Origin of the sequence: Caldicellulosiruptor sp. F32 (assembly GCF_000404025.1) — a bacterium.
Lineage (GTDB): Bacteria > Bacillota > Thermoanaerobacteria > Caldicellulosiruptorales > Caldicellulosiruptoraceae > Caldicellulosiruptor > Caldicellulosiruptor saccharolyticus.
This window is the reverse complement of record NZ_APGP01000054.1, coordinates 15,582-35,876: the sequence shown is the minus strand read 5'-3', so window position 1 is coordinate 35,876 and position 20,295 is coordinate 15,582. Positions and strand designations below refer to the sequence as shown.

The following is a 20,295-nucleotide window of genomic DNA, read 5'->3' as shown; positions in this document are numbered from 1 at the left end:
TCATACCCTGGGCTTTGGCTTCAGAACATAACAACAAGAGAGCCTGATGAAAAGCAGATAGAGGTTGCAATTGAAGCATTAAAAGAGGTCATTCCGGAGGATAAAAGCTTAGATGAATGGTAGCAAAAACAAGAAACTGGGTAGTGTTTTAGAAGAGGTAAGGAATATTTTAAAGGATTACTGCGCTGAAAATGGCGAGGATTACAAACGGATTGCTATCTTGCTGGTTTCTCAGATACTAAACATTGACAAAACTCTGGCTATATTAGAAAAGAATTTGACAATTGAAGAAGAGGATTCTCAAAGAATAATTTCTGCAGCAAAAAAATACACGATGGATTTTCCTCTTCAGTATTGTACAAACAAAGCATATTTTATGGGGCTTGAGTTTTATGTTGATGAGAATGTTTTAATTCCACGTTTTGACACAGAAACATTGATAGAAGTTGCAATTGAGCTTTTTAACAGAAAAGAAAACCTTAATTTTTTAGATATAGGGACAGGGAGTGGCTGTATTGCAATTGCTCTTTGTAAATTTTTAGATTGCAAGGTCATTGCAGTGGATATCTCAGAAAATGCTTTAAGGGTTGCTGAAAAGAATGCCAAATTAAATGGTGTTTTTGATAAAATTCATTTTGTAAAAAGCAATTTATTTGAAAACATTCCACCTTCGCTCAAGTTTGATGCAATCTTTAGTAATCCACCTTATATATCTGAGAATGAGATTTCAATGCTTGATAAAAGAGTTTTAAAGGAACCAAAACAAGCCTTATTCTCAAAAGAAAATGGGCTGTACTACTTTCAAGAGATTGCTAAAAATGCCAGGCAATATTTGAAAAAAGGCGGGTATATTATTTTTGAGGTAGGGTATAGGCAATCCCAGCATGTGAAAAAGATTTTGAAGGATTTAGGGTATGTTGATATAAAATCGAAGAATGATTTGAATAATATAGAAAGATGTGTATATGCAACTTTGGGGTAAAAATATAACAGTAGGGGTGATTTGATGATAGAAAAACTTCAGGTAATTGAGGAAAAATATTTAGAGCTTGAAAAGAAGATCTCAGATCCTGAGATAATCAATAACAATCAAGAGTGGCAAAAGCTTATGAAAGAGCACAGCAACTTACAACCAATTGTTGAAAAGTTCAGAGAGTACAAAAGGATAATAAAGACAATTGAAGAAGCTGAAGAGCTTTTAGATACAAATCTTGATGAAGATTTTGAAAAGCTTGTAAAAGAAGAGTTAAATCAAGCAAAAGAACAAAAAGAGATAGTGGAAAGAGAGCTGAAAATTTTACTTTTGCCCAAGGACCCAAACGACGAAAAAAATGTTATAATGGAGATAAGGGCAGGGGCAGGTGGCGAGGAAGCAGCACTTTTTGCTGCAGAGCTTTTTAGGATGTATTCAAGGTATGCTGAGAGGAAGAATTGGAAGGTTGAAGTGATGTCAACAAGTGAAAGTGATCTTGACGGTTTTAAAGAAGTCATATTTATGATAAGTGGCAAAGGCGCATACAGTAGGCTAAAATACGAAAGTGGTGTTCACAGAGTCCAAAGAGTACCAGTTACAGAGTCAGGTGGAAGAATCCATACATCCACAGCAACTGTGGCAGTACTTCCTGAAGTTGAGGATGTTGAGGTTGAGATAAGAGAAGAGGACCTTGAGATTGAGACATTTAGAGCAGGTGGTGCAGGTGGTCAGCATGTAAACAAAACAGAATCTGCTGTAAGAATAACTCACAAACCTACAGGAATTGTTGTATCCTGTCAAGATGAGAGATCGCAGCATGCAAACAGGGACAGAGCTATGAAAATTTTAAGAGCGAGGCTTTATGACTATTATCAGTCCTTGCAGCAAAAGGAGATAGAGTCACAGAGGCGAAGCCAGGTTGGAACAGGTGATAGAAGCGAACGAATCCGCACTTACAACTTTCCTCAAGGTCGTGTGACAGATCATAGGATAGGGCTAACACTTTATAAGCTTGAGCAAGTTTTAGACGGTGACCTTGACGAGATAATTGATGCACTCATAACACATTTTCAGACAGAGAGATTAAAAGAGGTTGGCTAAGGTGCCGATAATAAATATGATAGTATGTGCAAAATTTCAAAAAAAGGGATGATGAAGAAAGATGGATATATTGTCAATTGGCGGGCTTATTTTGGGCTTTGGTTCACTTTTGACTGCATTTATAATTGAAAAAGGTAATCCAGCAAAGCTTTTGCAGATTTCTGCTGCGATGATCGTGTTTGGAGGGACAATTGCAGCTGTGTTGGTTTCATTTCCAATGTCTGAGATAAAGCTTGCAATAAAGCATCTGAAAATGGTGTTTATGGACAAGAAGATAGACTTTTCGGGGATTGTGGAACAGCTCGTGCAGCTATCTGACAGGGCACGAAAAGAAGGGCTTTTAGCTCTTGAGCAAGAAATTCCCAATATCCAAAATCCTCTTTTGAAAAAGGGTTTGGGGTTGGTTGTTGATGGAATTGAAGGTGAGGTCATAAGGGACATTTTAGATAGAGAGGTATATCTTGCAGAAAATGAGCTAAGAGCTGCAGCAGAGGTTTTTGAAGCAGCAGGTGGTTATTCGCCTACAATGGGTATTATTGGTACTGTAATGGGGCTAATTTCGGTTTTGAGCAACATATCAAATCCTGACGAAGTTGCACCAGCAATAGCTGTTGCTTTTGTTGCTACTTTATACGGAGTTTCCTTTGCAAATCTTGTATGGCTTAACTTTGGTAAAAAGATTAAGACAAAAGCAAAACAAGAAAAGATGTTAAATGAAATTATTGTGGAAGGACTTTTATCAATCCAAGCAGGGGAAAATCCCAGAATACTGAGAGAGAAAATAGGTGGAATTCTCCCAGAAGGCAAGCAGCAAGAAAGGCAAGCTGGAGAGGCTGCAAGCGCTACAATTGGGGGTTGATATAGATGGGAAGGAGAAGAGTTGAGGAACCAGAAAAAGAAAATCATGAACGATGGCTTATTACTTATTCAGACTTGATTACACTTTTGCTAATTTATTTTGTGGTCCTTTATTCAATGAGCAAAATTGATATAGATAAATACAAAAACTTTACAGAATCGCTGACATCTGTATTAAAAGGTACTGCTTATATCTTTGAAAATTCTGGTCCCTCTATTTTGGAAGGACTTTCAGGAAAGAATGTAAAAGGGACAAATACTGACATTGGTGGAACAACCAAAAATAGACAAATGACTGAAGAAGAGATTATAAATGATATCCAAAAGCAGGTTTTGAGCCTTATTAAGGAACATGGTATTGAAGGCAAAGTGCTTGTGATACAGGAAGAAAGAGGACTGTCAATATTACTTAAAGATGTTCTCTTTAACAGTGGCTCTGCGCAGCTGACGCCTCAGGCAAAAGAAGTTGTGCATGAAATCGCCAAAATTTTAGAAAAAGTTCCCAATAATGATATAAGAATTGAGGGGCACACAGACAATGTTCCCATTCATAACAAGTACTTTTATTCAAACTGGGAGCTTTCAACTGCAAGAGCGACTACTGTTTTACAAGAAATTCTAAGAGTTTCGAAAGTAAAACCAGAAAGATTTTCTGTTGTGGGATATGGTGAATATAGGCCAATTGCATCAAACAAAACACCTCAGGGAAGAGCTCTTAACAGAAGAGTTACCATTGTGATTTTAAGAACTGTTTACAGCAAAGCAGAGCCGGCAAGGTAAATATTTTGTATTTTTTGTTTATAAAGATTTGAACTTTGTCATAATATTTAAATGAACATTCATCACTCTAAAAATGTAATGAGTTATATAACTTTCAACCTGTTTGCTTTTTTATGTGGAATATTGGGCGCATGTATTGGTGCAGTTTTTACTTTATTTTTGCCCCTTGAGAATGAAAAGGTAATTGACATTTTGATAGGCTTTACATCAGGACTAATGTTAGGTCTTATTAGTTTTGGACTTATTCCTGAGGCAATAAGTCTTTCAAGCTTGCTGCCTAGCATAGCAGTTTTAATTATTTCATATATAGCAATTGGAGTAATTGAAAGATATTTGAATACAAGTCCAATTTTTGCAGAAAATCGATATATAAAGAGCGGGTTTTTAATTTCGATTGGGATTGCTCTTCATAACTTTCCAGAAGGCTTAGCAATAGGCAGCAGCTTTACCTTCAACCATAGATTTGGAATTTTAGTTGGGATTATGATAATTATTCACGATATACCTGAGGGTTTTGCGCTTGCTGTGCCATTTAAGATTGCAAAAAGAAGAAATATTGACATACTTAAAATTGCCTTTTTATCTGGAATTCCTACCGGGGTTGGTTGCTTGATAGGAAGCTTATTAAGCTCTATTACCAGGCTTTTGATGGCAGGCTGTCTTATGGCAGCTGCAGGCGCAATGCTCTATGTTGTCATGAGCGAGATGATACCAGAGTATAGTCGAAAAGAGGATTTTAAAATTTGTGCAGTTTCTAATATGATTGGAATAGTCTTTGCATTACTGTTATTGGAGTGGTTAGAGCTGTGACTATGATAATTGATGCTAAAGGAAAGATAGATTACAATAAGCTTTCAAAGGCGGCTCAAATTTTAAAAGAAGGTGGTCTGGTTGCATTTCCCACCGAGACTGTTTATGGGCTTGGCGCAAATGCACTTTTAAAAGAAGCGGTTGACAAGATTTTTGTTGCAAAAGGAAGGCCGCAAGATAATCCTTTAATTGTACACATATCATCAAAAAAAATGTTGGATATGTGTGCAAAGGTTACTGATGAAAGAGTTTACAAGCTAATAGAGAAATTTTGGCCAGGACCTCTTACAATTGTTCTTCCTAAGAAAGAATGTATACCGGACAATGTAACAGCAGGCCTTAACACTGTTGGTATCCGGATGCCGAACAATAAAATTGCACTTGAGCTGATTGAGTTAGCGGGTGTGCCAGTTGCGGCACCGTCTGCAAATGTATCAGGAAAGCCAAGTCCAACAGAAGCTCAGCATGTGATAGAAGATCTTTTTGGCAAGGTTGATGTGATTATTGACGGTGGTAAGTGCTCTTTTGGGCTTGAGTCAACAGTGATCGATTTGAGTAGCTCAAAGCCATATATATTGCGTCCAGGTGCAGTGCCTTTTTCGATTTTGAAAGAAATTTTGGAGGATATTGAATATGACCCTTCAATTTTAGCTGGAAATATTCTATCTGTGCCTAAGGCACCAGGTATGAAGTACAAGCACTATGCACCAGACGCAAAGATGATAGTTGTCAAGGGAAAAATTCACAAAAGAATAGATAAGATAAATGAGATAAAAAAGGATTTAGAAATAAAAGGATACAAAGTTGGTATACTTTGCTTTTATGAGACGTCTCACAATTTTGAATCTCAATACAAAATCGTATTAGGTAGTATGTTTGACTATAAAGAATGTGGAAAAAACTTATTTTCTGCCTTAAGAAGGTTTAACCACCTTGGTGTTGATTATATCATCTGCGAATGGGGAGAATTTGGAATAGAATATCTTGCGCTTGAAAATAGGCTTTTTAAAGCATCAGCAAACAATGTGATTGAGGTGTTGTGATGAGCAAGAAAAAGATACTTTTTGTGTGCACAGGCAATACGTGTAGGAGTCCCATGGCTGAATATCTTTTGAAAGATAAACTGAAAAAAATGAACATAGATGATATTGAGGTTGAATCGGCGGGCTTGTCTGCTTTTTTTCCACAAAAAGCATCAAAGAACGCTGTATTGGTTATGAACGAGCTTGGGATTGACATTTCTTCTCATGTATCAAGGCTGATTAATGAAGATATGATAAAGGAAAGCAATTTAATTTTGACAATGGAAAAATATCATAAAGAAGCAATAATCAATATGTATCCTGGTGTAATGGACAAAGTCTTTACTCTAAAAGAGTATGTATTAGATAGCAAAGAAAATCTTGATGTAGTTGACCCTTACGGTGGAGACGATGACAAGTACAGAAAGTGCAGAGATGAACTAAATGACCTGATTGACAAACTCTTGTCGAAAGTGGATGACATATGATAAAGGTAATCTGCGTTGGGACAATAAAAGAAAGGTATTTTAAAGAGGCCGCAGAGGAGTATAAAAAACGACTTTCAAGATGGACAAAAATTGAGGAAATTGAAATAAAAGAAGAGGATGAGAACAAATACCGAAACGTTGAGATGCTTTTAAAAAAAGAGGCTGAAAGGATACTAAAACACATAAAAGAAGGCCAGTATGTAGTAGTGTTTGATATAAATGGGACTCAGCTAAGCTCTGAAGAATTTGCAGAATTGTTAGATAAAAAAGTCTCAAAAGGAGAGGAGATAGTATTTGTAATAGGAGGCTCAAATGGGCTTTCAGATGCTATAAAAAAGAGGGCAAATTTACTAATTTCATTTTCCAAGCTTACTTTCCCTCATCAGCTTTTTAGGATTCTTGTGTATGAACAGATATATAGAGGATTTACAATTATTAAAGGAATAAAATACCATAAGTAAAGTAGGCTGCTCATTTTAAAGCAGCCTAAACTATTTTGTCAGCAAGTTAAAATAATTTATTACAAATGTATCATTGTCCCAATTCCCTTGTCGGTAAATATCTCAAGCAAGATGCAATGTGGAATTCTTCCATCAAGAATATGAGTACGATTAACCCCATGCTTTAGAGCGTCAATACAGCCCAAAACCTTTGGAATCATTCCGCCGTCAATCTTTCCTTCATCAATCATTTTTAAAACCTCATCAGCACTAATTGCTGAGATTATCTCTGAACTGTTTTTGTCATATTTTAGCCCTTCAACATCTGTCATGAACATGAGCTTTTCGGCTTTTATTGCCTTTGCAATCTCAGCAGCAACAGTATCCGCATTTATATTATAACTTGTGCCATCCTCACCAACGCCAATTGGTGCAACAACTGGTATGTACTCATCTTTTGCAAGCATTTCCAAAACCTTTGCATTGATTGACACAACCTCACCAACATACCCTAAATCTACTTTTTCTCCATTTACAATCTCATAGTGCTTTCTTGCCTGAATCAGATTTCCATCAATACCACAGATACCTATTGCTTTTCCGCCTTTTTGATTAAGCATTGAGACAAGTTCTTTGTTTGTCTTTCCAACCAAAACCATCTGAGCAACTTCCATTGTCTGCATATCTGTAACTCTAAGACCATTTACAAATTGGCTTTCAACATTTAGCTTTTTTAACACAGAATTTATCTCAGGTCCGCCACCGTGGACAACAATTGGGTTGACACCGATGTATTTTAAAAGTGTGATATCTTCCATAACCCAGTTTTTGAGCTTATCATTTATCATTGCATTTCCGCCATACTTTATTACAACTGTCTTGCCATAGAGCTTTTGAATATATGGAAGAGCCTCTATCAAAATACTTGCTTTTTCAATTAATTTGTCCATCTCTTCATACATACTTAGCAATCCTCCACTAACAAAGTTTTTTTAAAAATACTCTCCAACTATCACAAGTCCTGTTTTTTCATTTAAGGAAAATTTAATATTCATGTTCTGTATTGCCTGGCCAGCGGCACCTTTAATTAAATTGTCAATACAGGAGATTACAATTACTCTATTTGTTTTTTTATCAACCTCAAGACCAATGTCAACAAAGTTTGTCCCTGTGACATACTTTAACTCTGGCAGGCTATCTTCATATATCCTTATGAAAAATTCATCCCTGTAAAACTCCTTGTAAATCTCAATCAGTTCATTTTTATTCAAACTCTTTGTGAAGGTTGCATATATGGTTGACAAAATTCCTCTTTTTACAGGCAAAAGATGAGGCGTAAATGAGAGATTCAGATCTTCACCAAAAAGAAAACTGCATTTTTCTTCTATCTCACTTGTATGTCTGTGTTTGGCAACCCCATATGCTTTAAAATTCTCATCAACTTCACAAAAGCTATAAGCAAAGTCTGCCTTTTTCCCAGCACCAGAAACACCTGATTTTGAGTCAATTATGATACTGTCTTTTTGGATAAGCTTATTTTTCAAAAGTGGAGCCAAGCCTAAAATAGCGCTGGTAGGATAGCAACCCGGGTTTCCAACTATCTTTGAAGATTTAATCTCTTCCCTGAATATCTCACAAAGCCCATAGCTACTTTCATTTAAAAGTTCTGGGTATTTATGATTGCCATAGTCTTTTGAGTATCGAGTAAGGTCCTTGTATCTAAAATCGCTACTCAGGTCAATTACAACCTTTCCAAGGTCATATGCCACTTTTACGTATTCTTGTGACACACCATGTGGCAAAGCGCAGAAAACTACATCTGCTTCTTTGACCAAATCAATATCAAACTCTTTAAATGTCAGATTCAAAATCTTTTTGAACTGTGGATTTGTATTTTCAATGGAAATATCTTTATTACTTGACGAAATAATCGATGAGATTTCTACCTCTGGATGTTTTAGTAAAAGCCTTATTAGCTCGATTCCAACATACCCTGATGCTCCAATGATTGATGCCTTTATCAACTTTGTTCATCTCCTCAAAATGTGACTTTAGCTATACAAATAATTATACATCAGTGTGTATAAAAATACAATAGTATTCTACCAAATATTTAAATTGATTTATTCGACAAGGTAGGATATTATATAACTATAAATGACATTTTTTGCGGGGTAGGTTGTAGTGAAAAAAATAAAGAGAATAGTAGCAACCGTTGTAGTTTTCTCATTACTTCTTATCTCAGTTTTTGCAGCCACATCTTATAAGCTCTTTGTAGATGGCAAGCAGGTAGGTTCTGTCAAGATTTTGGAGTATAACAAAACTGTCTACCTTGCTTTGGCAGACTTTTTCAGGTATAAAGGGTTTGCTGTCTCCTATGACTCGAAAGCCAAAAAGGTTACCGCTAAAAAATCTAAGGATACATACGAGTTTTACATTGACAAAACCTACTACTATTACAATAAAACAAAGAAAACTCTTTTAGGAAAGACTTTTATTAAAAGTGGGAAGTCATACATATTAGGAAAAGACATAGCTTCAATTTTCAAGTATTCCTATCAGGAAGATAAGACAAAAAAGGTCATTAAATTAACGTCAAAAAGAACTTTAACCAGTAATACCCAGAAAAACGCTTCTTCGTCAAAAACTTTGGCATCGCGTGGGGATGTTCGAAAAACTGGAGCAGAAACTATTTATCTTTCTGATTTGAAGTATTCAATTGAAAGCAGTAAATTTACTTTGCTAATAAGTACTTCAAAACCTGCTATCTACAAAGATTACAAGTTATCAAATCCAGACAGAATAGTAATTGATATTTTAAATACAGTTGATAATTTAGAGAACAATGTAATTCAGGTTGGCAAAGGTGGAATTTTAAGAATAAGACATGCTCTTAATAAAACCTCAACCGGGGAGCCATTTTCAAGGGTTGTTATTGACTATGACGCAGGTCTGATCAAAAGCTATAAGGTTAGTAAAGTTGATAGTCAAATAAAACTCGAGATTGATTTGCCAAAAACTGTCGAAAATAAGACGAATATAGACAGTAGCAGTAGTATAAATAGTCCAGGTAACAATAGCCAAGAAATTGGCACAGCTCCAGCTCAAGAGTCTTACAATCCATATAGGATTCAGAAGGTTAATATTACAAGCTCTGATGAATTTACTGTGGCAGAGATGGATATCCTCCCAACAGTTGTAAGTGAAATTTACAGGGCAGATGAGTCTTTTGTAGTCCTTAGCCTAAAAGGTGCTCAGTTTAATCTTGACAATGGAAGCCTTTTCCAGGTAAATGATGGAATATTAGATTACTATGTTCTGACAAATGTTGACCAGAACAGTGCACAGGTTATATTTTCTACAAAAGCAAAGATATTTATCCTAAATAAACTTGGTAACAAGTTGGAAGTTGTCTTTGCAAATCAATATGGTAATATGAAACTTTATCAGAGAAATGGACTTGTTATAAGCTCTCCTTTTGTATCTGATATAAGCTATACATATGACAGTACCACCAATGTAATAAAGATAGGAAGCAGAAGTCCAATTACAATCTCAGATGATGTCTATAGCCTAAAAGGTACAATTGTAACAAGTGTATATTCAGTTTATCAAGATGATGGGTGTATAATAACTATTGTAGTCAATCCTGACTACATAGCTTCAGTTACTAAAGGTGATAAAAATATCATAATTGGTTTTTCACAAAAACCAAAGCCTAAAAATAAACTTAAAATCTTTATCGACCCCGGGCATGGCGGGTCTGACCCAGGAGCCATTTATACAAAAATTGTAAATGGCAAGAAGGTAACATACCACGAAAAGGATTTTAACTTGGATATAGCATTAAAGCTTAAAGAGAAGCTCAAGAGCCTTGGGTATGAGGTTTACATGTCGCGAGAGACAGACAAATTTGTTGACCTTTATGACAGAACAAAGGTGGCAAATAGCTTAAATGTTGACCTATTTATATCCATTCACAACAATGCAGTAGACAATCCTCAAACCCGTGGCACAATGGTCTTGTACAAGGAAAAGAATTTAAATAGTTTTATCTCAGACAAGCAATTTGCACAGATTGTGTTGGATTATATAATTAAAGAAGTGGGAACGCAAAACAAAGGAATTGTAGAAAGGCCAAATCTGGTTGTTTTAAAGACATCAAATATGCCAGCAGTTTTAGTTGAGGTTGCATTTGGTACAAATCAAGATGATTTAAATCTTCTTTTGAGTGATTCTTTCAAAGATGCAGTTGCAAAGGCTATAGCTGGTGCTGTGGAGTTTATAAATACAAACTATAGAAAATAAAAGCAAAAAGGCTGGTCCGTAAAAGACTGGTACGCAAAATGCCAGCCTTTTTGTTTTAAGGCTACTTTTGGCCAAATATAAATCTTTCAAAAGCTTCTGCAACTGCACCCTGATTGTTTGTAGCATATGTTACAAATTTTGCAAATCTTTTCACCTCATCATGTGCATTTGCAACTGCAACGCTTATTTGTGCGAGCTTAAACATTCCAATGTCATTAAAATTGTCGCCAATTGCAAGAAGATTTTCTGGGCTTATCATTTTTATTCTTAAAAGCTTTGAAAGTGCTTTTTCTTTAGAGGAGTTAATATCAAGGATTTCTAAAAACCCATAGTTCTTGTTGTCAGAGGCATAATACAAAATAATATTTATGCTGCTACTGAGATTTTTCAAAATATTTGCTAAGTGTTTCAACTTTTCATACCTTCCAACAATCCCAATGTGACTAATTGGAAATTTTACAAAATCAAGAAGATTCTTTTTGGGATATGTTGGTTTGAAAAGCTCTCTTCCTTTTACAAAGTTTAAAAAATATGTATCATAAGACTCTCTCAGTTTGTATATCATATGAAAATCCTCTTCAAATCCTAAAACTATATAGTAATCGACATCAAGGTGATTTTGCTCTAAAAAGCTCAAAATTTCTATCTTTGCATTCTCTTTTAGATAGTTTTTTATAATGGGCTCAGAAAACATATCATCAAAGACATAGACTCCATTTGCTGATATTAAATGGCAAGGAATTTCAAGCTTTTTAGCAATATCAAATGCAGAAGCCCCTCTTCCTGTACATAAAACTATCTCAACGCTGTATTCCATTGAGGCTTTTTTCAAGGCTTTAATATTATTTTCAGGGATATTGCCACTATCGTCTAAAAGAGTTCCGTCTATGTCGATTGCAGCCAATTTTATCAACCTTATCACCTTCTTACCAGAAATGTTGAACAAAAAAGAGATAGAAGCTTTCTTCTATTCTGAACTTTGTTAACAAATTAACTTTTGCATACTGTATACAAGACCACGAGAATGTGTTATAATCTTAATAGCAATAGTTTATCATCACAAAGAGAAAGGGGCAATATTGGACATATGGAGTACATCTATTTATCGCTAATATTTATACCAATCATAGTTGCAGGTTTGATTTACCTATTTAACAATAGCACGTTTAGAAAGGCTATTGTTTTTTTAATGTCTGCTGTACTGGTTGTGCTGATGGTATTTGCCATTTTACAGGGTGACAAAGAAGTAAAACTTTCTCATGCATTAAATTTTGCTTTGGAGTATTTAATAACATTTGCTGATTATTTCTTACTTGCTGTAATATTCTTGATAGGTCTAAAGCTAAAAAATAACCTCATAAGCCTTCTTGCAGCTCTGCAATTTGTTCTGATGTTTGTATTTGAATTTAGGGCAGGAAAATTAGAGGTTGAAAATGTCTTTTATGTTGACCACCTGACATTTATAATGCTTATGCTGATAAATGTAATAGGCCCATTGATTAGTATATTTGCCCTTTCATATATGGAGGAGCATGAAAAACATCTGCACCTTGAGAAAAGTAAGCAAAACATATTTTTTGCAGTAATAATGCTCTTTTTAGGTGCTATGAACGGGCTTGTTTTGTCAAACAACATCTTGTGGGTGTACTTTTTCTGGGAGATTACAACACTTTGCTCTTTCTTGCTAATCTCACATGATGGAAATGAACAAAGTATCAAGAATGCAACAAGGGCGCTTTTGTTAAACTCCCTTGGCGGGCTTTCTTTTGTAGTAGGTATAATATTTATGTACTATAAATCTGAGGCTATTGCTTTGAGTGAAATTATAAGGTCTCAAGATAGCAGTATATTGATGATACCAATTGCGTTTTTAGCATTGGCAGGTTTTACAAAGTCAGCACAGTTTCCGTTCCAAAGCTGGCTTTTGGGCGCGATGGTAGCACCAACACCAGTGTCTGCGCTTTTGCATTCAAGCACAATGGTAAAAGCAGGAGTTTATCTGATTTTGAGATTATCGCCTGTTTACATTGATTCGTGGCTGTCAAATATAGTTGCCATTTTAGGTGCGTTTACATTTGTCGCGGCAGCACTTTTGGCAATATTTCAGACAAATGCAAAGAGGATTTTGGCATACTCAACAATTTCAAATTTAGGGCTTATAATTGCACTGTCATCTGTTGCAAATGTATATTCAATCTATGCAGCAGCACTTTTAATTGTACTACATGGTGTGTCAAAGGCGCTCTTGTTCTTATGTGTTGGTTCAATTGAACAGGGCATTGGCTCACGTAATGTAGAAGATATGGATGGTATTAAATATAAAATGCCGATAGTAGCTTTTCTTACCCTTTTGGGAAGTGTGTCTATGCTACTTCCGCCCTTTGGTGTTTTGATTACAAAGTGGATTGCAATAGAAGTTTCAACCCAGAACATTGTTGCCATGCTTGAGATAATACTTGGAAGTGCATTTACAGTTGTGTTCTGGACAAAGTTTATTGGAAAGATTCTCTCAGATGGGAAAGATACAAAAAGGATTGAAATTTTTGAAGGTTTGAGACACCTTCCATTGATTACTATATCAATACTTGTAATACTTGTGAGTGTGTTTATGACACAGTTTACAAACGCGTTTGTTGTGCCATTTTTCAAGTCGTCTTTTGCGAGGTATTCGGGAGTTAGTAGCAGAGCTCTTAAAGATTTGTATATAAAAGATTTCTTTGGATTCAACCCCTTTGTTTTCTTTGGGATACTTGCTTTGGCAGTTGTAGTTGGAGTAATACTCTACACACTTTTAAGGCCAAAAAGATATGTCAATGTTTATATGTCGTGTGAGAATGATGACAACTTTAGCTTTAGAGCAGAAAAAGATGAGTCTGTAGAGCTTGAATTTAAAAACTATTACTTTGAGACATTAATAAAAGAAAGCAACATCACATTAATTTCAAATATTATCTCAGTCGCATTAATTGCTATAATGTTTGGGGTGATATTAAAGTGAAGGAAATTGCTCTGGTTTTACTCACAATAATAATAGCACCAATCATTGGTGGAATTTTGACAGGTATTGATAGAAAAATTACTGCGCGTATGCAAAACAGGTTTGGACCACCAATTTTGCAGCCATTTTATGATTTGTTCAAGCTGTTTTCAAAAGAGACTATAGTTGTTTCAAGTACACAGATTCTCTATGCATTTTTGTTCTTAGTCTTTAACATGGTTGCGCTTGTTATGTTTGTTTTAAAGATGGATTTGCTTTTGATTTTATTTGTACTTGCGTTTGCTGTCACAGCACTAATTTTGGGAGCAATGTCAACAAACTCTCCTTATTCACGAATTGGTGCTCACAGAGAGTTAATTTCTGTGCTTGCATATGAGCCAGTTTTAATTGCTATGATAATTGGAATTTATTTTGTTACAGGCAGCTTTAAAATAGATGATGTGATAAAGCATAACAACTTTTTGATATTTGAGCTTCCATTTATATTCATTGCATTTACCTATGTACTGACAATAAAGCTTAGAAAATCTCCATTTGATTTGTCAACATCGCACCATGCGCATCAGGAGATTGTAAAAGGTATCACAACAGAGTTTGCAGGACCTATTTTGGGCCTGATTGAACTTGGCCACTGGTATGAACTTGTACTTTTGCTTCTTTTCATAGGCTTGTTCTTTGCAAAAAACATAGTAGTTGCAATCATTGCAATGCTTTTGGGCTACTTTTTAGAGATTTTGATTGACAATATCTCAGCAAGACTTACATGGAAGATAATGCTAAGACTTACATGGTCGATGGCTTTGGGGCTTGCTTTGGTCAATCTAATTTGGGTATACATAAAATACAGGGTATTATAAAAAAATAAAGGTGGGGTAAAGAGTGATTTTCAGGAAAGCGTTGAAAAAATCGCCATGGATTATTCACTATGATTGTAACAGCTGTAACGGCTGTGATATAGAGATTTTATCAACACTTACTCCAGTATACGATGTTGAGAGGTTTGGAATTATAAATGTAGGAAATCCAAAACATGCAGATATACTTGTTGTGTCTGGTTCTGTGAACCACAGAAATGCAAGGGTTTTAAAAAATATATACGATCAGATGCCACACCCGAAAGCAGTTGTGGCAATTGGAGCTTGTGCGTGTTCAGGTGGAATTTTCAAGGAATGCTACAACACTTTGGGCGGAGCGGACACAGTCATTCCAGTTGATGTGTATGTTCCAGGTTGTGCACCCCGGCCTGAAGCTATTATGGAAGGGATTTTAAAAGCTGCTGAGATATTAGAGGAAAAGAAAAAGAATATGAAAAAGGGTGAGATTTTGAATGCTGCAAAATCTTAAAGAGATACAAAAAGAGGATTTGAGAAAAGAGGTATTTGAACTAAAATCAAGCGGGCACAGGTTTGTCACAGCAACTTGTGTTGATTTGGGAGATGGCAGGTTTGATATAATATATCACTTTGACAAGGACTATGAACTTAAAAACTTGAGAGTCACAATAGAAAATGACGAGAAGATGCCGTCTATTTCAGATATCTATTTTGCTGCAGTATTTGTTGAAAATGAAATCAAGGATTTGTTTGGCATAGACTTTGAAAATCTTCTCATTGACTATGAAGGAAAGTTCATGATAACAGATGAGCTTGACAGTCCTATGCGTAAAAAGCCAGTTGTGAAGGTCAAGAAAGGGGAGTAAGAAAGCTTTGGGTAAAAGGACAATAGTGCCGTTTGGACCACAGCATCCTGTATTGCCAGAACCGCTTCAGCTGAGGCTTGTGTTAGAAGATGAAAAGGTTGTAGAGGCAATCCCTGCAATTGGGTATGTTCATAGAGGACTTGAAAAGCTTGCTGAAGAAAAGGATATTAATCAGAACATATACGTGGTTGAAAGGGTTTGTGGAATTTGTTCTTTCCAGCAGGCACTTGCGTACTGCCAAGGGATTGAAGAGTTGATGGGGGTTGAAGTTCCAGAAAGAGCTAAATATTTACGTGTAATTTGGGCGGAGCTTCATAGGCTTCACAGCCATCATTTGTGGCTTGGACTTTTGGCAGATGCGTTCGGATTTGAAAGCCTGTTTATGCAGTGCTGGCGAAATAGAGAGCTTGTAATGGACCTGATGGAGGCAACTGCAGGGTCAAGGGTTATAATCTCAACAAACATCATTGGCGGTGTAAGGCGTGATATAGACGAAGAAAAGCAAAAATTCATCTTAGACAACCTTGCAAAATTAGAAGAAGAGCTCAAGAGAATTGAAGGTGCGTTTTTGAATGATTACACGGTCAAGAAAAGACTTGTGGGAGTGGGTGTGCTTTCAAAAGAAGAAGCGTATGAACTTGGCTGTGTTGGACCAATGGCAAGGGCAAGCGGAATCAATATGGATCTGAGAACAACAGGATATGCTGCATATGGCGCGCTTGATTTTGAACCTGTTGTTGAGTATGATGGAGATTGCTACGCAAGACTAAAAGTAAGGCTCAGAGAGTGTTATCAGTCAATAGACCTTATAAGGCAGGCAATCTCAAAGATGCCAGAAGGTGAGATATCAACACCTGTGAAAGGTTTTCCAAACGGTGAGATAATATCAAGGGTTGAGCAGCCAAGAGGCGAGGATGTTTACTATATCAAAGCAAACGGAACAAAAAATTTAGAGAGGCTCAGAATAAGAACACCAACTTTTGCTAACATTCCAGCACTTGTTAAAATGCTACAAGGTATTGATTTTGCAGAGGTTCCAATGCTTGTTTTGACAATTGACCCGTGTATTTCATGTACAGAAAGGTAAAAAGCTAAAAAGAGGGATGGATGGAAAGATGTTTGGGATGCTTCAAAATGTATTAAACAATCTTTTTTCAAAACCTGCAACACGACTTTATCCTAAGGAAAAAAGACCATTTTTCAAAGGAACAAGAGGAAGTCTTGAGATTGAAATAGACAAGTGCATTTTTTGTGGTATTTGCCAGAGAAAGTGCCCTGCAAATGCCATTACAGTTGACAGAAACGCAAAGATGTGGCAGCTAAACCAGTACAAATGTGTACTTTGCAATGTATGTGTTGAGTCTTGTCCCAAAAAATGCTTAATTTCAAAAGAGCAGTTCAATCTACCTACGACTTATAAGGAGTTTTATATTCAAAAACAGCAGGAACAGCAGCTTGAACAAGAAAAAGAGGCAAAGGTTGCAGGTGCTGGGAACCAATAAAGGAAGGGTCTTAAAAAATGCATGAATATTTTGTCACACAGCAGCTAATTAAGATTGCTGAGGACGAGCTAAAAGAAGTAAAGCCTAAAAAGGTTTTGTCTATCACAGTTGTTGTTGGAGAACTTAGCGGAATTATTGATGAGTCATTAAAGTTTTACTTTGATATTTTGACAAAGGGGACCATTTTGGAGGGAAGCAAGCTGGAGATTGTTCAAAAGAAGGCTTTACTGTTTTGCAACTCTTGCCAAAGCCTTTTTGAGAGGACAAAGGATTTTCTGTGTCCAAAATGCAAGAGTTTAGGTAAGCTCACTGAGCATGGCAGAGAATTTTATATCGAATCTATAGAGGTAGATGATGGAGATGGAAATTAAGGTTATAAAAGACATTTTACAAAGAAATGAGTTTTCAGCTGACAATATCAGAAAGCTTGCAAAGGAAAATAAGTGGTTTTTGATAAATGTGATGGGTTCACCAGGTGCTGGCAAAACCTCATTTATTAAAACTATGATAAATACATTCAAAGATAAATTCAATATAGCTGTGATTGAAGGTGATGTTGCTTCAACAATCGATGCTGAGGAGATTTCAAAACTTGGAGTTGAAGTGCTACAGATAAACACAGGCGGAGCTTGTCACTTGGTTGCAGATAGTATAAATGAAGCTCTTTTAAATTTGAATCTAAAAAAATCTACTGTTGTTTTTATAGAAAACATTGGCAACCTGATTTGCCCATCTTCATTTGACTTGGGCGAGAACATGAGAGTTGTTGTATCATCTGCTGCTGAGGGTGATGATAAGCCTTATAAATATCCTATTATGTTCGAAAGTAGCGATGTTGTTGTCTTGTCGAAGATGGATGTTGTAGAGATTATCGGGTTTGACATGGAAAAGTATATAAAAGGATTAAAAGCTATCAAAGGTGATAATTTGAAACTATTTGGTGTTTCATTTAAAACTTTAGAGGGTTTGACTGAGCTTGAGAGCTATTTTTCAGAACTCTTCAATTCATACTTTAATCGAAAATAGGGGATAAATGAGTATGAAAAGGTATAGATACATTTTCAGAGGGCTTGTACAAGGGGTCGGTTTCCGACCCTTTATTTATAACCTGGCAAAAGATTTGGGACTTGTTGGATTTGTCAAAAACATAGGCGAGGGCGTTTTGGCAGAGTTTCAAGGTGAGCTTAAAAGTACTGCTGCGATTGATGAGTACATTGAAAAGAAATTGCCCAGGAATGCTAAAATTGAGTCAATTGAGAAGTATGAAATAGAACCAAATTTTGATGAAAGTGATTTTTATATCTTAGACAGTAGCAAAGGCAAAATCTCAACAATAGTGCCTTATGATTTGGGTCTTTGTGAAGAGTGCAAAAGAGAATTTTATGACAAAGGCCACAGACATTTTATGAACCCGTTTATAAGCTGTATCAATTGCGGACCAAGATATACCATAATAGAATCTTTGCCATATGACAGAGACAGGACGTCAATGAAAGAGTTTGAATTTTGTTGTGATTGCAAAAAAGAGTATTATACGCCAGATAACAGAAGATTTAACGCACAGTCAACAACATGCCCTGTATGTGGTCCACGCCTTTTTCTGTACTCATTTGTAGAAAAAAAGCATATAGACGGTAGCAATTTAGAGCTTTTGGACAGAGTATGTTATGAGATTGAGAAGGGGAAGATTATTGCGATAAAAGGAATTGGAGGATTTCATTTAGTTGTTGACCCTTATAATAAAGAAGTAGTAGAAAGGCTTTTTCAAAGCAAAAAGCGAGAAGGAAAGCCATTAGCGCTTGTGTGCAAGAGCATTGAAACTGTTAAAAAGTATTGTAATGTTAGTGAAGCTGAAGAAGAAATTTTTAACTCGCCAAGATGTCCCATAATACTTTTTGAAAGAAAGACAGACCATTTTCTGCATGTAAACGCTGGTCTTCATACACTTGGTATAATGAGAACATATACCCCTATTTTGGATTACATTTTGACAAAGACAAACAGAGATTTATTAATTGCAACCTCAGCAAATCTTTCAGGAATTCCAATGATTATTGATGAAGATGAGGCACTTGAAAAGCTTTGCGACATTGCCGACTTTGTTTTGTATCACAACAGAAAAATAGTAAGACGCTGCGATGATTCTGTAGGTTTTGTTTTAAAAGACAAATTTGTGCTGATAAGGTCAGGCCGTGGTTTTGCTCCCATTACGTTTAAACTGAAAGAAAAGGCTGTAGACAAAAATATCCTTGCGCTTGGAGGTCATGAGAAGACAACAATTGCACTTAAAAAAGAAGATGAAGTGATTTTGAGCCAGTATCTTGGTGACCTTGACACAAAAGAGTACATTGATTTTTACGAAGGCAGTCTTATAGATTTGATTTCACTTTACGATTTTGACTTTGATTATATAGCATGTGATTATCATAAAGACTACTATACCACCTCTCTTGCCCAAAAAATAGCAAAAGATCAAAACAAAGAGGTTGTATTCGTCCAGCATCATTTGGCTCATATTTACTCTTGTATGCTTGAAAAAAATCTTCAAAGCTGTATTGGATTTGCATTTGATGGTACAGGCTTAGGGCTTGACGGCAAAATCTGGGGCTCTGAAGGGTTTGTGATTGACGGACTTGAGGCAAAAAGAGTATTCCATTTACAATACTATCCTCTTGTTGGTGGCCAAAAGGCAATAAAAGAGCCGGTCCGTCTTGCATACTATTTTTCCAAAATAATTAGCCCTAAGTTTGCAGAAAGATTTTTCGGTGAGAACGAATTTTTGCACCAAATTTTCAAGACTGCACAAACTTTCAATTATCCTCTTACCTCAAGCATGGGAAGGCTGTTTGATATTGTTGGAGTACTCTTAGGCTGTGGAGAGAAAAATAGCTTTGAAGCTCAAATTCCTATGGTTTTAGAAAGCATAGCTGACAGCAATGAAAGTGGGTTTTATATTTTTCTTATGAATTTTAGACATGAAATAGAGATAAATATTGTGGATATACTACAACAAATCATACATGATATAAAAAGAAATATAAACCGGAGAATAATTTCTGCTAAATTTCACAACACAGTTGCAAAAATAGTTGTTGAAGTAGCAAAGGTGTTGAGAGAAAATTATAATAAAGACATTGTAGTACTTTCTGGAGGAGTGTTCCAAAACAAGTTATTACTTTCCAAAACAGTCTCATTGTTAGAGGAAGAAGGATTTAAAGTTTTCTTTAACACTGTCTTTCCGATTAACGACGGGGGAATTTCGGCTGGACAAGTATATTATACTCTTCAATTGTTAAAAAACTGTTAAAGGAGTTTT

At 35.9% G+C, this 20,295-nt stretch carries 22 protein-coding genes; 19 read left to right on the top strand and 3 right to left on the bottom strand.

The window, feature by feature from the left end; all coding sequences use genetic code 11:
* From H964_RS12105 to rlmH, 9 genes are all read left to right on the top strand, one after another.
* Nucleotides 1–123 (top strand): DUF1385 domain-containing protein (locus H964_RS12105; protein ID WP_156823664.1); only part of this gene is annotated, 123 nt, incomplete at its 5' end.
* Entirely contained in the window at nt 113–982 is an 870-nt protein-coding gene (gene prmC / locus H964_RS05565; RefSeq protein WP_039765498.1) for a peptide chain release factor N(5)-glutamine methyltransferase, read from the top strand. The genes H964_RS12105 and prmC, both read left to right, overlap by 11 nt.
* A gap of 24 nt (nt 983–1,006) precedes the next feature.
* Complete coding sequence (gene prfA, locus H964_RS05560; protein ID WP_011917051.1) at nt 1,007–2,074, top strand: peptide chain release factor 1; 1,068 nt, start codon at nt 1,007–1,009, stop codon at nt 2,072–2,074.
* Between the two features lie 61 nt (nt 2,075–2,135).
* Nucleotides 2,136–2,933, top strand: a complete 798-nt coding sequence (locus H964_RS05555) for a flagellar motor protein (RefSeq protein WP_011917052.1) — start codon at nt 2,136–2,138, stop codon at nt 2,931–2,933.
* Between the two features lie 5 nt (nt 2,934–2,938).
* Complete coding sequence (locus H964_RS05550; protein WP_039765495.1) at nt 2,939–3,712, top strand: OmpA family protein; 774 nt, start codon at nt 2,939–2,941, stop codon at nt 3,710–3,712.
* Between the two features lie 123 nt (nt 3,713–3,835).
* The gene (locus H964_RS05545; protein ID WP_237738214.1) at nt 3,836–4,522 is read left to right on the top strand and encodes a ZIP family metal transporter; all 687 of its coding nucleotides are present in this window, start codon (nt 3,836–3,838) and stop codon (nt 4,520–4,522) included.
* Nucleotides 4,519–5,565, top strand: a complete 1,047-nt coding sequence (locus H964_RS05540; RefSeq protein ID WP_011917055.1) for an L-threonylcarbamoyladenylate synthase — start codon at nt 4,519–4,521, stop codon at nt 5,563–5,565. Before H964_RS05545 ends, H964_RS05540 begins: the two co-directional genes overlap by 4 nt.
* A complete protein-coding gene (locus H964_RS05535) occupies nt 5,565–6,032 on the top strand; it encodes a low molecular weight protein arginine phosphatase (protein WP_011917056.1) in 468 nt (155 codons plus the stop codon). Before H964_RS05540 ends, H964_RS05535 begins: the two co-directional genes overlap by 1 nt.
* On the top strand, nt 6,029–6,493 hold the full coding sequence (rlmH, locus tag H964_RS05530) for a 23S rRNA (pseudouridine(1915)-N(3))-methyltransferase RlmH (RefSeq protein ID WP_039765491.1): 465 nt from the start codon (nt 6,029–6,031) through the stop codon (nt 6,491–6,493). The genes H964_RS05535 and rlmH overlap by 4 nt, the downstream gene beginning before the upstream one ends.
* Nucleotides 6,494–6,552: 59 nt before the next feature.
* Here rlmH and argB read toward each other — a convergent pair whose 3' ends face one another.
* Nucleotides 6,553–7,434 (bottom strand): acetylglutamate kinase, encoded by an 882-nt coding sequence (gene argB / locus H964_RS05525; protein ID WP_011917058.1) that lies wholly within the window; start codon nt 7,432–7,434, stop codon nt 6,553–6,555.
* A 30-nt stretch (nt 7,435–7,464) separates the two neighbouring features.
* Entirely contained in the window at nt 7,465–8,496 is a 1,032-nt protein-coding gene (argC, locus tag H964_RS05520; protein WP_011917059.1) for an N-acetyl-gamma-glutamyl-phosphate reductase, read from the bottom strand.
* A gap of 160 nt (nt 8,497–8,656) precedes the next feature.
* Here argC and H964_RS05515 point away from each other — a divergent pair, with 160 nt between their 5' ends.
* On the top strand, nt 8,657–10,780 hold the full coding sequence (locus tag H964_RS05515; RefSeq protein WP_039765487.1) for an N-acetylmuramoyl-L-alanine amidase: 2,124 nt from the start codon (nt 8,657–8,659) through the stop codon (nt 10,778–10,780).
* A 61-nt stretch (nt 10,781–10,841) separates the two neighbouring features.
* Here H964_RS05515 and H964_RS05510 read toward each other — a convergent pair whose 3' ends face one another.
* On the bottom strand, nt 10,842–11,702 hold the full coding sequence (locus H964_RS05510; RefSeq protein ID WP_237738213.1) for an HAD family hydrolase: 861 nt from the start codon (nt 11,700–11,702) through the stop codon (nt 10,842–10,844).
* 165 nt (nt 11,703–11,867) lie between these two features.
* Between H964_RS05510 and H964_RS05505 the strand changes: the two genes are divergently transcribed.
* The 9 genes from H964_RS05505 to hypF are packed head-to-tail and all read left to right on the top strand — an operon-like array spanning nt 11,868 to nt 20,286.
* Nucleotides 11,868–13,778, top strand: a complete 1,911-nt coding sequence (locus H964_RS05505; protein WP_039765483.1) for an NADH-quinone oxidoreductase subunit 5 family protein — start codon at nt 11,868–11,870, stop codon at nt 13,776–13,778.
* On the top strand, nt 13,775–14,635 hold the full coding sequence (locus H964_RS05500; RefSeq protein ID WP_039765481.1) for a respiratory chain complex I subunit 1 family protein: 861 nt from the start codon (nt 13,775–13,777) through the stop codon (nt 14,633–14,635). The genes H964_RS05505 and H964_RS05500 overlap by 4 nt, the downstream gene beginning before the upstream one ends.
* Nucleotides 14,636–14,657: 22 nt before the next feature.
* The gene (locus tag H964_RS05495) at nt 14,658–15,122 is read left to right on the top strand and encodes an NADH-quinone oxidoreductase subunit B family protein (protein ID WP_011917064.1); all 465 of its coding nucleotides are present in this window, start codon (nt 14,658–14,660) and stop codon (nt 15,120–15,122) included.
* Nucleotides 15,106–15,477, top strand: a complete 372-nt coding sequence (locus H964_RS05490; protein WP_011917065.1) for an NADH-quinone oxidoreductase subunit C — start codon at nt 15,106–15,108, stop codon at nt 15,475–15,477. The genes H964_RS05495 and H964_RS05490 overlap by 17 nt, the downstream gene beginning before the upstream one ends.
* A gap of 7 nt (nt 15,478–15,484) precedes the next feature.
* Nucleotides 15,485–16,564 carry a hydrogenase large subunit gene (locus tag H964_RS05485; protein ID WP_039765479.1) on the top strand — a complete coding sequence of 360 codons (1,080 nt, stop codon included), beginning with the start codon at nt 15,485–15,487 and terminating at the stop codon, nt 16,562–16,564.
* 28 nt (nt 16,565–16,592) lie between these two features.
* Nucleotides 16,593–16,979, top strand: a complete 387-nt coding sequence (locus tag H964_RS05480) for a 4Fe-4S binding protein (RefSeq protein ID WP_039765502.1) — start codon at nt 16,593–16,595, stop codon at nt 16,977–16,979.
* Between the two features lie 17 nt (nt 16,980–16,996).
* Entirely contained in the window at nt 16,997–17,350 is a 354-nt protein-coding gene (gene hypA / locus H964_RS05475; protein WP_039765476.1) for a hydrogenase maturation nickel metallochaperone HypA, read from the top strand.
* On the top strand, nt 17,340–18,005 hold the full coding sequence (hypB, locus tag H964_RS05470; RefSeq protein ID WP_039765474.1) for a hydrogenase nickel incorporation protein HypB: 666 nt from the start codon (nt 17,340–17,342) through the stop codon (nt 18,003–18,005). The genes hypA and hypB overlap by 11 nt, the downstream gene beginning before the upstream one ends.
* 13 nt (nt 18,006–18,018) lie before the next feature.
* Nucleotides 18,019–20,286, top strand: a complete 2,268-nt coding sequence (hypF, locus tag H964_RS05465; RefSeq protein WP_039765471.1) for a carbamoyltransferase HypF — start codon at nt 18,019–18,021, stop codon at nt 20,284–20,286.
* Nucleotides 20,287–20,295 lie beyond the last annotated feature (9 nt).

Excerpts from the sequence above, each read along its gene's own strand:
- H964_RS05490 (WP_011917065.1), top strand. The coding sequence starts at position 15,106 with ATGCTGCAAAATCTTAAAGAGATACAAAAAGAGGATTTGAGAAAAGAG.
- prfA (WP_011917051.1), top strand. The coding sequence starts at position 1,007 with ATGATAGAAAAACTTCAGGTAATTGAGGAAAAATATTTAGAGCTTGAA.
- H964_RS05505 (WP_039765483.1), top strand. The coding sequence starts at position 11,868 with ATGGAGTACATCTATTTATCGCTAATATTTATACCAATCATAGTTGCA.
- rlmH (WP_039765491.1), top strand. The coding sequence starts at position 6,029 with ATGATAAAGGTAATCTGCGTTGGGACAATAAAAGAAAGGTATTTTAAA.
- hypB (WP_039765474.1), top strand. The coding sequence starts at position 17,340 with ATGGAAATTAAGGTTATAAAAGACATTTTACAAAGAAATGAGTTTTCA.
- H964_RS05480 (WP_039765502.1), top strand. The coding sequence starts at position 16,593 with ATGTTTGGGATGCTTCAAAATGTATTAAACAATCTTTTTTCAAAACCT.
- hypA (WP_039765476.1), top strand. The coding sequence starts at position 16,997 with ATGCATGAATATTTTGTCACACAGCAGCTAATTAAGATTGCTGAGGAC.
- H964_RS05555 (WP_011917052.1), top strand. The coding sequence starts at position 2,136 with ATGGATATATTGTCAATTGGCGGGCTTATTTTGGGCTTTGGTTCACTT.
- H964_RS05535 (WP_011917056.1), top strand. The coding sequence starts at position 5,565 with ATGAGCAAGAAAAAGATACTTTTTGTGTGCACAGGCAATACGTGTAGG.
- prmC (WP_039765498.1), top strand. The coding sequence starts at position 113 with ATGAATGGTAGCAAAAACAAGAAACTGGGTAGTGTTTTAGAAGAGGTA.
- hypF (WP_039765471.1), top strand. The coding sequence starts at position 18,019 with ATGAAAAGGTATAGATACATTTTCAGAGGGCTTGTACAAGGGGTCGGT.
- argB (WP_011917058.1), bottom strand. The coding sequence starts at position 7,434 with ATGTATGAAGAGATGGACAAATTAATTGAAAAAGCAAGTATTTTGATA.
- H964_RS05550 (WP_039765495.1), top strand. The coding sequence starts at position 2,939 with ATGGGAAGGAGAAGAGTTGAGGAACCAGAAAAAGAAAATCATGAACGA.